The following is a 14,225-nucleotide window of genomic DNA, read 5'->3' on the forward strand; positions in this document are numbered from 1 at the left end:
AACAGCCCTATTACAGCGACGCTTATTACAGTTCTATACACATGGTAGCAAAGCAACAAAAAGCAATAGGAATGCTCACCAGCATATACGATATTCCAGGGGTGGACAACCAAAAGGGTGCACTGCTGGAGAAGTTATGCAGAGGCGCTAGGGTTGTGGATTTGTTACTATACGCTCCATATAGTTATGTGGATAGGAGAAACACTGACTTGGAAAGAATTCCTGTTGGGGAGGTAGTGACATTCTCGGCAGTGGTAAAAAAACACCTACCACCATTTATGGGCAAAAGAGGCAAAAAAACCGGATTGCCGTACAAAGTATTGCTAGGATCGGAAATCGGCGAGGTATGGTTGGCGTTCTTCCACTACTCTAACTCATATCTTGAAAATGTTCTCAAGATAGGAAAAGTGTGCGTAGTAAGCGGGAAGTTGGAAAGGCGCAGGGATGATTCTTTGCAAATTACTCACCCTGACTACATCACAAGCAATGTTAACAGATTTCCAGAGATATGCGTACTGGAGCCAGTATATTCCGTCACTAAGGGCGTGCATTCCAGGATGGTTCACAGGGTAATCAAGACTGCGCTGCGGCTAATAGAGGGACCTAATGAGTGGATAAATCCTCAGCTTATGAAGGAAAATTCTTGGTACAACTGGAAAGAAAGTGTCAGCAGAGTGCACAATCCCCAAAGTCTAGATGAGGTCAGTGTGTGTCGTCAAAGACTGGCGTATGACGAACTTTTGGCATATCACGCGGCAACATACCTTGCGTACAAACGGCAAGGTGAGTGTGCTGGCGTTTCAATAAATGTTAAGGGGGTGTATCACAAGCAAGTTTTGACAAAGTTGCAATTCAAGCTTACCTCTGGCCAAAAATCGGCCATACAGCGAATTACTAAATCTCAGATGTCAGATAGACAAATGACGGCACTTTTGCAAGGCGACGTTGGAAGCGGGAAGACGGTAGTGGCATTGTTTTCTATGCTAAGCGCGGTAGAAGGTGAGGGGCAGGTTGCATTTATGGTCCCAACGGAGATTTTAGCCGAACAGCACTGCACGTGGATACGCGAGATGCTTTCAAGCATGGACATACGGGTCGAAATGCTCACGGGCAATTCAAAAAACAAATCTGCTATCAAGGAGTCACTCATAAATGGTGACGCACACATTGTCATAGGCACTCATGCTCTGTTTCAAGAATCTGTAAAATTTCGCAATCTGCGATTAGTTGTCATAGATGAACAACAAAGATTTGGAGTTTTACAGCGCATGAAACTCATTGAAAAAGGAATATCAGCAGATATTTTATTCATTACTGCGACCCCTATTCCGAGAACGCTAGAGCAGATATTGTATGGGAATATGGACAGAATAACTTTGCCAGATAAGCCAAAGTGTAGGCTACCAATAAGAACTAGCATGGTAAATGTGAGTAAAATGGATGAGGTGTGTGCCAGACTGCATAGTATGATTGAGAGGGGGAATAAAGCTTATTGGATATGCCCACACATAGAAGAGTCTAAGATGCATGATGTTTCATCTGTGGAAAGCAGGTTCCAGTACTTAAAAGAAACATTCGGCGATACGGTAGGGATGGTACACGGAGGTCTGGCACAATCACACAATGACAATGTGATGATGAAATTTTATTCCGGTGAGCTAAAAGTACTTGCCGCGACTTCTATCATAGAAGTGGGCGTTAACGTTCCCGATGCTACGATAATCGTTATAGAGAACCCTGAAAGATTTGGGCTGTCCCAACTTCACCAGTTAAGGGGTAGGGTTGGAAGGAGCAATAAGAAATCTTTTTGTATACTACTGCATGGCGATGTAAACACCACTTCCTGGCATAAGCTGAGTGTTTTGTGTAATTCCCAGGATGGTTTTTTTATTGCAGAGCAGGATCTTATATTACGCGGTGGGGGCGATGTGTTGGGAAATAAGCAATCAGGTATTGCGTCATTCAGATTTGCAGACCCGCTAGACTTTAGCGGTATGTCAAGCGCATATTCCGATATCCGCAGTATGGTAAAAACCGACAAGGGAGTGCAGCTAGTTCATGAGCTGGTTGAAATATATGGAAGGCAACTCTCAAATATTAACTATTGAGAAGCAATATGAGCGTTTAATATAACTGGAGTGTACACATATCTTGCGGAGAGGCGGTGTTTTTCACACAAATTAAAAGACTGATTTGTGGCAAGTTTCGCAATACACTGACTATAGGATATACTGGCATGATTTTGCATAGGATATTTTTGTGAAGAAGGCAGTTATATTTGGCGGTAGCGGGTTTATAGGAGGGCACATTGTGTGTCGCCTAGTGGCAAAGGGATACCACGTTTATGTAGTTACACGCAGTAAGGACAAGGCCGCCAGACTGAAATTGCTGGGCAACCTAGGCCAGGTTGAAATAGTTGAAAGTGATCTATCTGATATCAAGCTTATTGAAAAACTAGTATCTGGATGCGATGCTGTAGTAAATCTGGTGGGAACCATAAATGAGATGCGTGAGGCAGCGCTAAGATACTTACACGTTGCTGTGCCATACAATCTGGCAAAACTTGCATCAAAGTATGGGAAAAAGTATGTGCATTTTTCCGCTATGGGCATAGAGTTAGCAACGCGCTCTCCTTACGCAAAGACCAAGTTGGAAGGGGAACAAAAAGTACAAAGCATGTGCAAAGATGCTATCATCGTAAGACCTAATTTGGTTTTTGGAGATGAAGATAATTTCTTCCATAAATTTGCAAGATTAGCCACAGTATCGCCATTTTTATTTACCATAGGGAAAGGAGATAAACTCCTGCAGCCTGTGTATGTAGGAGATCTTGCAGATGTGACGGTGGACTTGATAGAAAATTGTTCAGATTTGGAGGGCATATGTGAGATATGTGGCCCTAAAACCTATTCCAGCCATGCACTTATGAGATTTGTGCTGGATGCAACATTGCGGAAAAAGATAATAATCAAAGTTCCACATTTTCTCGCAAAAGTGATAGCCGTGTTCTGTGAATTTAAGATTATATCGTTTTTATTGAAGCCCCTTACGGGAAGCTCAGAGCCAGTAATCACAAGAAATCAATTAGAGCTATTAAAGCACGATATAGTCGCTAGTGGCCTATATAAAATCTACAATACGTCCACAGAAATGGAGACTATCATGACAGAGCACTTGAAAATGTATGCGAAAAGCTAGGTTACTCTGATCTTTGTAAGAATATTATCTCGTATCTGAGTGCGATATCACTCCAGCAGGGTAGAGTCCCGTAAAACAGGCATCACAATACTGCGGAGCATCACTGTTGCGATCTTCTCCCCTAATGGCTCTATACAAGCCGTTTATGCTTATGAAAGATACGCTGCTGCAATCCAGTATACCCGGGAGTTCTTCTTGGGAAAAATTGTTAGATATCAGACTACATTGTGAGGGCGTATCTATACCATAGAAGCAAGGGTACTTTGTTGGAGGGCTCGATATCTTCAAATGAATGTCTTTTGTGCCTGCGTTCTTTAGTAAAGCTATTACCTCACGTAATGTCGTTCCTCTCACTATACTATCATCAACAAGTACGATATTTTTCCCCCGCAATACTGAGGAGTTTGCATTGTGTTTCAATTCTACTTGAGACTTGCGCGATTGTTGCGTTGGCTGTATGAATGTGCGCCCTGAATAGTGGTTCCTTATTATTCCAAATTCAAATGGTACACCAGATTTTGTGGCATATCCCATAGCAGCAGGGATACCAGAGTCCGGGACGGGCACCACGATATCCACATTTTCTGGAGGAGGACTTTCTACCGCCAGCTCGGCGCCTATATTTTTGCGCGCATTGTAAGTGGATATGCCCTCCACTATGCTGTCTGGCCTAGCAAAATAGATATATTCAAAAATACAAAAACTGCTCTTTGTAGGCTGTTTGAATGGAAATACACTCGTCAAATTGTTAGAGCGATCTATAATAATCAACTCGCCTGGCTGTATATTTCGCACGAATTCTGCCTTCACTATGTCTAAAGCACATGTCTCTGATGCTAAAACATATGATCCATCGACCATTCCCAAAACCAAAGGTCTTATTCCCGCAGGATCCCTAACACCCATTAGCAAATTGTTGTCTAAAAATACCAACGAATACGCGCCCTTCACCTCTTGTACCGCTGAAACAACGCTATCAAAAAAGGTATCCGCTGACTGCGTTGCCGCCAGGTGGGCTATTACTTCAGTATCTATGTCTGAAGAAAATTTGCATCCCTGCGCCAGCAGCATATCCCGAAGTGGATGGGCATTCGTGATGTTACCATTGTGCGCAACAGCAATTTTGCCAAACTTGCTGTCTACAGTGAAGGGTTGTACAGCTAATCCTTTTGAAGTGGTCGCTCCGCTTGTAGAGTACCGGACGTGCCCAATAGCTGTATTTCCGCATAACGAGATGGCGCTCTGATCGGAAAAGGCGCTATTCACATGACCTTTGCTATGATAGGAATATAGCTCCTTAAAATCTGAAGAAACGATACCGAAAGACTCTTGGCCACGATGCTGAAGTGCATGAAGACCCAACAGGGATTTGTGAACTGCATCCTTGTGATTTTGTATAGCGAAAACACCACACTCTTCGTATATGCTTACAAACTGCATGTATCACTCTACACTATCAATTAACCATATTACCACCGAGAAGATAATCACTCTAGTATTAATCAGATTAGTATCTCCTGCCGCCCCTGATACATACACAAAAGAGTGTACACTCTTGAGACAATGTAGAAATGCTCATGTACATTTTTTAGGTTCGGACACTTTCTGCCCTAACTGGCGAGGATCCCCGTTTAGCAGGGAGTGTACGTTTGCAGAAATATTGTCCAGTATGTTTTGCATCTCTTCTATGTTGTCGAAGTTTGAGAGAACAAAGCTGGATAAGTCCCTTCCCTCAGGATTTTGTGGTCCGATGCCTACTCTTATCCTCCAATATTCGCTACCTACACTACTGTCTATGCTGCGAATACCATTATGACCTGCACTTCCTCCCCCTTTTTTGACTTTTACTGCTCCCAATAACAATGCTACATCGTCATGAAAGACCACTAAAGAATCTAGGGCAATTTTGTAAGTCCCTACAGCACTCAACACTGCAACGCCAGAATTATTCATGTATGTACAAGGCTTTATAAGCACCAGCTTGTGTTGGTCTATTTTTCCAACAGAAACCATGTATAGATGCTTCTGAGAAAACGTAGGAAACCCAAAATCCCGGGCTATGGCATCAACTGCCATGAACCCAACATTATGTCGCGTAGACTCATACTTCTTGCCGGGATTACCAAGCCCCACAAATAGAAACATGCCCTGCCACCACGACTAGCGAGTTGAAAATGTTATTGTGCAGGAGCGTCCGAGGAAGGAGCCTCCTCAGCTTCACTTTCAAGGCTGCCACTTGCACCTGACAGAGTTACTATCACAGGATTGTCTTCATTCATTGCGACACTCTTGATTTCCTTGGGCAGAGTTAAGTCGCTTACGTGTAAAGAGTGGCCTATACTAAGATCTATTAAGTCCACTTCCAACGGCTTAGGTATATTGTGTGGTGAGCACATAACGGTAAGGGAGCGATGCAACACGTTCAAAACCCCACCGCGCTTTACACCAGCACACTTCTGCTCATTGAGGAACACTATAGGAACTTCAATCTTGACCTCAGCGCTAGGCTCAACGAACTGAAAATCCACATGTAAAACACCGCCACTAACAGGATGCTTCTGTACACTTTTCACAACGACGTACTCCTTCCCAGGCTTACTGTCTGCTATGTGTAACTCAATAATCCTAGAGTAAATAGAAAACATGCGGCACTGCTTTAGAAAATCTCCATGTGACAAAGATATACTCACAGGATCGCGATCCCCTCCATACACAACGGCGGGAATAAGCCCTGCCGACCTAAGTGCACGCGCACTGCCTGTTCCACACTTGGAACGAACAGAGGCGTTCATCACCACCATATCTCCGTGATCCATATTGAACTTCCTCTAAAAAACGGAACCTTACGCAAAAGGACAGCCACAAGCATATAACAATACGCGTGGTGTATAAAGCCATATTTTACAGAAAAATTTATGATTTTGAGAATTTCCTAAATTCTCAAGACGATGCAATGATAGATAAAATCCGCACCTATTGGCGAATTTTGCATGCGGAAGATCTGTATCTACAAGCTGATGTCTCCTGCATGAGGCTAGCGCTCAACAATGAGGACAGCACTATTTACCAAGTACTGTCTTGCCCAGCGTAAGGACTTTTACTTCTGCTGCACCTGCCTCCAAGAGCATGGTCGCGCATTCTTTAGCAGTGGCCCCAGTCGTAATTATATCATCTATGAGTACTATGGATTTATTGGATACTTTAGCAGGGGATGTTACGCGGAAAGAGCCCTTAACATTAGTCTCTCGTTGCGATAATACGAGATTATGCTGAGATTTCGTATTGATAACTTTCTTCAAGCTTAGTGCGTCTACAGGTAATTTGCAGAGCTTCCCCACAGCATGCGCCAATAGAGATGATTGATTATATTTCCTCAAAAAAAGTCGTGTACGGTGTATTGGCACAGGAACGAGTAGAGACGCAGTTTTCAAGATCTCCCTTCCTGCCTCCGCCATCCAAAGCGCGTATGTATTCAGGAAACACAGGTCATCAAGGAACTTGAAGCGTAAAATCAAGTGCTTACTTACGTCGTCGTATATGAATACAGATCGTGACTCTAATGTATGTCGCTTTAATGTCCTGCACGATGCACATGTCACCGTGTTTCCCGGCAACATAACACCGCAATGTTCGCACATATCGTCGCGCATGAATTTTATGTTTTGCCAGCATACACTGCACAGTACACTAGTGCGCTGAACAACTGCCCTGCAATTGGCGCAAACCAAGGGAAAAAATACTTCTACTAATTTGTGAAAAATGACAGATAGACGAACTCCTGAATTGCAAGACCCCACGACTTTACCGATTGCGCCACGCTGTACCGCTAAGATTGGTTATCATCATCGTCTGACACACTGGAGTTCTTCTTCAAGTGGATATTATAATCCTCCATCCTGAAGGTATGTTGTAATGACATGATAGCGTTGTCGCTAAATCCACTTATGCTGAGCGCAACGCCGCCCAACTGCAAGCCTGTTTCATATGTTTCAGGCACTAAGTAGTGGGCACCAAGCTGTTCGTACAACTCTGCGTTCGTAAGATCCTTTGTTCTGACTGAAATAGTGACATGAGGGAAGGTTTTTGAAACCAGCGATATGATCTTCTTTGCCGTTACCTCATTGTTGATAGCTATCACTATAGCTTTTGCCCGACTTATGCCTAACGATGTTAAATTTTCTAATCTAGTCAAATCCCCAAGGTACACAGGAAATCCCTCCTTCCTACCTGCCGTCACTACACTTGGTTGAATATCACAAGCAATGTAGTTCACATGCTCAGCAGTCAGAACTTTTGCGACTATATGTCCTACGCGTCCAAATCCCACTAAAATCACATGCTGATCCAAATCACTCGTATCAAGGACCAAATCTTTCGTTAAATAAGAGATCTTGTTCCCACCAGAAAGCCTCGAAACCAAAGACCCAACAGAAGCAAGCAATGGAGTAAATGCCATCGTAACAGTAGTAGCCACCATAAGAGTCTGGGCAAGATCGTGGGAAAGTACCCCTTTTTCTGCAGCTAAACCGAACAGTATAAAGGAAAACTCACCCCCCTGAGAAAGCAATAGCCCGGCCTGTATAGCAGCAGCAAGACGAAAACGGAAAAACCTGCATAGTACGCAGATAATGAGTCCCTTCAAAAACATAATAGAGAAAGATAATGCCGCCACTACAGGCAACTTCCTGATAAGAAGCTCTATGTCTATGGACATGCCTACAGTCATGAAAAACAATCCGAGAAGCAGCTTCTTAAAAGGCAGCACAACCTGTTCTACATCGTACCTGTACTCAGTTTCAGCAACAAGCAGCCCAGATACGAAGGCACCCAATGCCATAGACAAATTAAAATTTTCCGTAATAGAAGCAGATCCCAACACTATCAAAAGTGTAGTAGCTATAAACACCTCGTTGCTCTTCATTGACGCTATAGTCCCAAAGAGAGGCCTAAGTAGCAATCTACCAGCAACGAATATGACTGCTAAAGCAACCCCAGCTTTTAAGAATGCGTGCAACAAAGCGGCAGTAAGACTATGAGAGCCGCCACCCGCAAGCAATGGCAATAGCACTATAAGGGGTACAACAGCAAAATCCTGCATTAGCAGGATCGCTATGGATAGACGCCCCACCTGTGAAGCCTGCATACCCTTTTCTTGCAACACCTGTAAGACTATGGCAGTAGAAGATAATGCGAGGGCGCCACCTATCACAACAGAACTTTCCGACCCCACTCCTAACATTCTCGATATGCACCAAATCAGCACCGCAGTAACTATGACCTGTAGCGTGCCGAAACCGAACACGTGCATACGCATAGCGGATAATCGCTCAAAAGTCAGCTCCAGCCCAATTAGGAACAACAGGAACACCACTCCGAACTCGGCTATGCTATTTATGATTGCTGACGACTCCACTAGGCCAAATCCGTGAGGGCCTATCGCAGTGCCAGCCACGAAATAACCTAGTACGGGACTTATGCGTAATTTCCAAAATACAACTACAACGACCACAGCAGCCGACAGTAGAATTATTACATCCAGTAAATAGCCAGCATGATGCATATAACTATCTCAATTTCTAACGGTATCGTTGCGCCACTTTATTGAACACCCAATACTGGGTACCTGATTCTCTGGTATCCCACCTGTCTCGGAGATGAACCTAACCGCATGGTACAACTCGCTGTACCCCCTCTCCGAATCACCATCATTCGTCGGCTTGTCGAACCTGCCACGATATTTTAACTGCGAGCTACTATCAAAACAAAAAAAGTCCGGAGTGCACACAGCCCCGTAACTGCGAGCAACATCTTGTGACTCATCGATTAGGTAGGGAAACGACAGTGAGTGCTTTGTGGCAAATACTACCATGTTGTCGTAAGAGTCTTCAGGATAAGACGACGTATCATTAGGCATAATAGCAACAGCGCGTACGTCATGCGACTCAACGAGCTCAGTGACGTGCTTAACTAGCCGCCCAATGATGGCTTTAACGTAGGGACAGTGATTGCATATAAACATCACTAGCAAGGCCTTCCCACCAGTGAAGTCAGCAAGACCATAGTAACTTCCATCAACAGATTTCAAATAGAAATCGCGGGCGCAAAAACCCTTGTCTAAGGCTGGTGTGCTAAGAGCTACCACTTGCCATATTCCCCCAACGTGTCAAAACTTGCCTAATTCTATGCCCCAGAGCAGGCAAAAGTCAAACAGTTTTGGTGATTTTGCATGCCGCCAAAGACTAGCACAGCGTGTTAGAGAAACAAGGGAATACTAGCGAAAAGGTTTTACTGTTGCCATGATAACCATGCAGACTACGGCAACCGTCACTGCCTCATTCAAGACCTTAAAGAACACCGCAGAACGCGTACACGTGCCCAGAGAAAGCTTCCGCCTGTAAAACAAGAACAGACAATGAAGTGACAACATAAGGACTATGAATACGGCCTTTATCTGAAACCAGATAAACAAATACGCCTTCCCAGAAATGGCGAGGAGGAGACCAAGCGTTACAGCAGACACCATGGATGGGTTCATTATATATGTGAGTAGCCTGTACTCCATTAGAGAAAGCAATGTGCTGCTTTCAGAACCTTTGGGAACTCCGGCATGATACACGTACAGCCTAGGCAAGTACAGCATACCCGCTACCCACATCATAACTGAGATAATGTGAAACGCCAAAATCCACCTACGGCAAGCAAGAACCCATAGGAACAAAGAATCCATCACGACTTTGATTCATCATAACCGTTTTGTAATGCTACTATGTCGCAACGTTCGTGTGCAATAAAAATGTTGTACACAAAGCACATATTACAAACCAGAACGAGAGTTGCATGCTGCACATACATGCCTAAACACTTATGGGATGCCGCTGAAAAGTCCTGAATGCGCACACCTAAAATTTGTAATTACATACTTGCCGCACCGAAGACACTATGTCGTCAACCTGAGGCAAAGCCATGCGCTCCAAATTCTCAGCGTAGGGCAAAGGAATGTCCTTTCCTGTCACACGAAACACAGGGGAGTCCAAATCATCAAATGCCAACTCATTTATAAGTGCAGTAATTTCTGCTCCTATGCCGGCATATGGCCAACCCTCTTCGACAATTACTACTCGATTTGTCTTGCGAACAGACTGTAGTATGGTTTCCGTATCCAGTGGGCGCAAAGTGCGCAAATCTATCACTTCTACATCTATGGCATCATTAGAAAGTATACCTGCAGCTTCCAACGCGTACCGTAACTGCAAGGAAAACGATATGATAGTCGCGTCTTTGCCCTGTTTTACAACCGAAGCCTTACCTATTTCTACAAGATAGTCGCTGCCCAACACTTCAGGAGTTACTTCGTGCTTGTGTCCATAAACAATTTCGTTCTCTAGGAAGATTACTGGGTTTGGATCACGTATAGCGGACTTCATCAGGCCCTTATAGTCTGCAGCAAAGTATGGCGCTATAACCTTCAGTCCCGGAATATGAGAATACCATGATGCATAACACTGAGAATGCTGTGCAGCCACGCCCGCAGCCGCTCCATTCGGGCCACGAAACACTATTGGGCAACTCATCTGGCCGCCTGACATGTAGTTCGTCTTGGCAGCTGAATTTACAATTTGGTCCATAGCTTGCATAGAGAAATTAAAACTCATAAACTCCACTATGGGCCTCAATCCGGAAAATGCAGCGCCTACAGCTAATCCAGCGAACCCGTGCTCACTAATAGGTGTGTCTACTACGCGCCTGGGACCATACTTCTGTAGTAAACCCTGAGTTATCTTGTACGCCCCCTGGTATTCCCCAACTTCCTCTCCGATTAGGAAAACATCGGGATCTCGCAGCATTTCCTCGTCAATAGCAGAACACAACGCCTCCCTTACGGTCATCAATTCCATACGTTTTACGACCAAAAGTAAAAAACTGCACCGCTAATGTTATTTCAAAAGGTACATTAGCGCAAATATATTCATCCTAGCGCGCAGTGCGTCTCTCAGCTGTTTGTGGTTCACACTTAACCTCGCTCAGTAAAGCACTTTGCGGGTTATCAGGATCAACTGGTACGTCATTACCAGCCTGAGCCAGCGCTACTGTAGGAGGCTTAAGCAAGTAAAACTCGCAGAACGCTGTCGTTGCGATAATAAGAATGACGGACATCAATAAGAAAACAGCAACTGTAGCATCACACTGATAAGCTGGCACTGATAAAGAGCACGCTCTCCTTAGTGCAAATACGTACGCAGGAATAACAGCAGCAAGCACAAATGAAACTCCTATTAACACTACAAGAGTGGCAGGGATTGTGAATTCCTGTGTTCTGTGTCCGAGATAAGATACTCTAGACCTGCGCACTGAGGGGTTCTTCATCAGCATTCCGTTCATACCGGATGCAGCGGATCTTTCGTGCGCGTAGTGAGGAGATGTCGATAGAGTGTCAGGTGTTACAGGAGCAACATCATTGGATATTTTCAGCTTTGTTTCAGTCTGCTTCGGCACTTTTGTAGGAGGACATGCTGTTTTGCTGCCGTCCGCCCCTTGTTGCATTGCCGCTCCAACATCGTAATTAAACCTATGCGGTGATGTTTTAGACCTGTACATCAGGCCTTCTATAGATATTCTAGGCACACAAGCAACAGATCTGGCGTGCGTGGAGTGAAAAGGTGCCCGTAGAGTGTTAGGCGCGACAGGAGACGAAGAAACATCATTGGATATCTTCAGCTTTGTTTCAGTCTGCTTCGGCGCTTCAGCAGGAGAATGTGTAGGTTTCTTGATTTTTGCTCCCGCAACTCTTTCCGTCACCGTCCTCACATCGGGACTCAACCTAGTCTGCAATACCTCAGACTTCTGTAGTGAGAGATTTTCTATTGATACTTTAGGAACATCAGTAGCAGCTGCTGCTATGCATACAGAACGAGAAGGTATTGGTAAAGTGTTGGGTCTGACTGGGGATGGAGAGTTAGCACCAGAAATTTTTTGCTTCTCTTCGATCAGCTTCTCTTCAGTAGGAGTAAATGCCAATTTTTTTGTGCCTGAGCGTGATTTCCGTCTTACAGAAGCAACAGGAATAAATCTCCCGCCCTCTGCTGTATACATGCGTATAGCTTCAACAGTATCGAAACTCACTTTTTTTTGACGATCTCTGGAGGTGTAACGTTTTGGTATTGCTCCACTTTCAGGCAAAGGTGCCGGATATTCAGAAGCTAAAGACTCATCCCCAACATCTGTTGTAGGAGATGAATGCTCTTCTCTAGTGTCAGTATCGCAGGCAACAGGTGGCTCAAAATATTCCGCCACAGAGACATTAACTGCTTCTGGCTTTAGCAGAGGGGCTGTGGCAAGGCTGCTGCTATAGTCTCGTGTGCTATATGATACAGAAGCAGAATTGTCCTGGGAAATAGGAGATTGCCTCGAAAAAGCTATGGCGGACAGTAACTGAGGATGACACTCCTGCGTGACAATACGAACTTTCACTTTGTTTTCCACAAGGTACTCATCAATGCGTGGCTGTACTTTGCTGTCCTTTAATAGCGTATTAAACTGAGACCTAAAATTTTCGTCTGCTCCCGAAAATAGCTTACGTAAAGTTAATGCAAGTTCACTAACTCCAGGCTCAGCAGAGGCCTTGCTAGCACTCTGTGTGTGCCCACCAATGACATTCTCTAATGCTTCATCACACAACATGGACTTGGACCCAGAATGCTTATAGAGAAAGGAGTCAGAAAATCTAGGAGGTGTACCTACGTCAAGCACATGTATTACCTCAATAGGCTCTTGATCTATGATTTTCTCGAAACTCACGTACACCATTACACGTGCGTTGCTGCCGATGAGTTTTTCGCACGCAGATACCAGCAAAGTTAGATAAGCACTCAATTGTTTCGAGGATGAAGCAGGAGAGTCTTTAGGGCGGATAGGATTAAAAATAACGTCCAGTAGAGTGCAGTTGCTTTCCTCATTAGGCACGCTCTCGAAGGCAAAATTACGGGATGTAAGTGCTTTGAGCAAAAGAGGAGAAGAACACTCCATAGGTTGAAACTGAGAACAAGCATAAGGAAGCACTTGCGGTATTAGTGAGTGCTCTACAGTTGGTTTCTGAAAGTCTATCTCATGCAGTGATAACATGCCACAGTATATGTGGTTTGACGAAAGGAAGAAGGTATCTTTGGTTATATCCTCTGCCTTACGACCGGATACAAACATGTACCCACGCATTTCAACCTTACGTGCCTTCTTCTTTCCCCCACCCATGTTCCTGACAACGCCACATGCTACTCCCAAATTGTAGGGAGCCAGCGTCATGCCGAAGTCATCGCTTCTACGTGACAAAATGCTGCGGTATATTGGGAAAAATTGCATAGCTTGTGACATTGTCACTATAGCCTTAGCTTTGCTTTTCTCTTGCTCCGAAAATAACTTGATATTTTCACGCGTAAACAGTTCACCCGACACCGAAATATTTAGCGTCACCTTACGTGCATCTAAATATTGCTGCAGAACCTTCTGTATGATTACCCCTCCAGTTACAAGATAAAGGTCTATACGACGTTCCGGGCTGGCAATAGCCCTGTGCTGGAAAAAGTCTGATAAATCTACCTCGCCACGATCTGCACCCTTGTCAAGTTCCCAGGAAACCTTCACCAGGTTCTGCAAATCCATGCCTTTGTCCTCCGCATAAATTAGCGCCTGTAAAAGAAAAACAGGTAAGGCATAAGCGTTGCAGAAGCTCGATAAAAGCAATGCGCTTCGCATCCTGAATTCGTTAAACTCCTCATTAGGAAGAGCCTGCACAGTGCTCGTGATACGCATGCCAGGAGTTTCTGTGCCAGGGAAATTCTGAACAGTGCTATCCATTGAAAATGTCGGCCTGGTGCGCATTGGACCCTCAAGAGGACAAGAACGTGGGCTCTCACTAAGTAAGATATGCAACAGTGAAGAGACCTCTGGTGTAGCGTGCCTAGAACTGATCCAGTTCTTCAACCTTACTATAGAAGACTCATTAGCAGAGTTTTCGTCATTCATATTATTGATAC

11 protein-coding genes are annotated in these 14,225 nt (G+C 44.4%); 2 read left to right on the plus strand and 9 right to left on the minus strand.

Annotation, left to right across the window (positions count from 1 at the left end; genetic code table 11):
- Window positions 1–41 precede the first annotated feature (41 nt).
- Both R4I06_RS00110 and R4I06_RS00115 read left to right on the plus strand, forming a co-directional pair.
- Entirely contained in the window at window positions 42–2,108 is a 2,067-nt protein-coding gene (locus tag R4I06_RS00110) for an ATP-dependent DNA helicase RecG (protein ID WP_334413466.1), read from the plus strand.
- 151 nt (window positions 2,109–2,259) lie between these two features.
- Window positions 2,260–3,198 carry a complex I NDUFA9 subunit family protein gene (locus tag R4I06_RS00115; RefSeq protein WP_334413467.1) on the plus strand — a complete coding sequence of 313 codons (939 nt, stop codon included), beginning with the start codon at window positions 2,260–2,262 and terminating at the stop codon, window positions 3,196–3,198.
- A gap of 24 nt (window positions 3,199–3,222) precedes the next feature.
- Here the strand turns inward: R4I06_RS00115 and purF are convergent, their stop codons facing one another.
- From purF to R4I06_RS00160, 9 genes are all read right to left on the minus strand, one after another.
- Window positions 3,223–4,638, minus strand: a complete 1,416-nt coding sequence (gene purF, locus R4I06_RS00120) for an amidophosphoribosyltransferase (RefSeq protein WP_334413468.1) — start codon at window positions 4,636–4,638, stop codon at window positions 3,223–3,225.
- Window positions 4,639–4,773: 135 nt separating this feature from the next.
- The gene (gene pth, locus R4I06_RS00125; RefSeq protein ID WP_334413469.1) at window positions 4,774–5,343 is read right to left on the minus strand and encodes an aminoacyl-tRNA hydrolase; all 570 of its coding nucleotides are present in this window, start codon (window positions 5,341–5,343) and stop codon (window positions 4,774–4,776) included.
- A 32-nt stretch (window positions 5,344–5,375) separates the two neighbouring features.
- Window positions 5,376–6,014: a 50S ribosomal protein L25/general stress protein Ctc gene (locus R4I06_RS00130; protein ID WP_334413470.1), complete on the minus strand. Its 639-nt coding sequence runs from the start codon at window positions 6,012–6,014 to the stop codon at window positions 5,376–5,378.
- Between the two features lie 243 nt (window positions 6,015–6,257).
- On the minus strand, window positions 6,258–6,995 hold the full coding sequence (locus R4I06_RS00135) for a ComF family protein (protein ID WP_334413471.1): 738 nt from the start codon (window positions 6,993–6,995) through the stop codon (window positions 6,258–6,260).
- A 29-nt stretch (window positions 6,996–7,024) separates the two neighbouring features.
- A complete protein-coding gene (locus R4I06_RS00140) occupies window positions 7,025–8,758 on the minus strand; it encodes a monovalent cation:proton antiporter-2 (CPA2) family protein (RefSeq protein ID WP_334413472.1) in 1,734 nt (577 codons plus the stop codon).
- Window positions 8,759–8,767: 9 nt separating this feature from the next.
- The gene (locus tag R4I06_RS00145) at window positions 8,768–9,340 is read right to left on the minus strand and encodes a thioredoxin family protein (protein ID WP_334413473.1); all 573 of its coding nucleotides are present in this window, start codon (window positions 9,338–9,340) and stop codon (window positions 8,768–8,770) included.
- A gap of 129 nt (window positions 9,341–9,469) precedes the next feature.
- Window positions 9,470–9,925 (minus strand): CopD family protein, encoded by a 456-nt coding sequence (locus tag R4I06_RS00150; protein WP_334413497.1) that lies wholly within the window; start codon window positions 9,923–9,925, stop codon window positions 9,470–9,472.
- 172 nt (window positions 9,926–10,097) lie between these two features.
- Window positions 10,098–11,093 carry a pyruvate dehydrogenase complex E1 component subunit beta gene (locus tag R4I06_RS00155; RefSeq protein WP_334413498.1) on the minus strand — a complete coding sequence of 332 codons (996 nt, stop codon included), beginning with the start codon at window positions 11,091–11,093 and terminating at the stop codon, window positions 10,098–10,100.
- A 76-nt stretch (window positions 11,094–11,169) separates the two neighbouring features.
- Complete coding sequence (locus tag R4I06_RS00160) at window positions 11,170–14,214, minus strand: hypothetical protein (protein ID WP_334413474.1); 3,045 nt, start codon at window positions 14,212–14,214, stop codon at window positions 11,170–11,172.
- Window positions 14,215–14,225 lie beyond the last annotated feature (11 nt).

Origin of the sequence: Anaplasma bovis, assembly GCF_036903315.1 — a bacterium.
Lineage (GTDB): Bacteria > Pseudomonadota > Alphaproteobacteria > Rickettsiales > Anaplasmataceae > Anaplasma > Anaplasma bovis.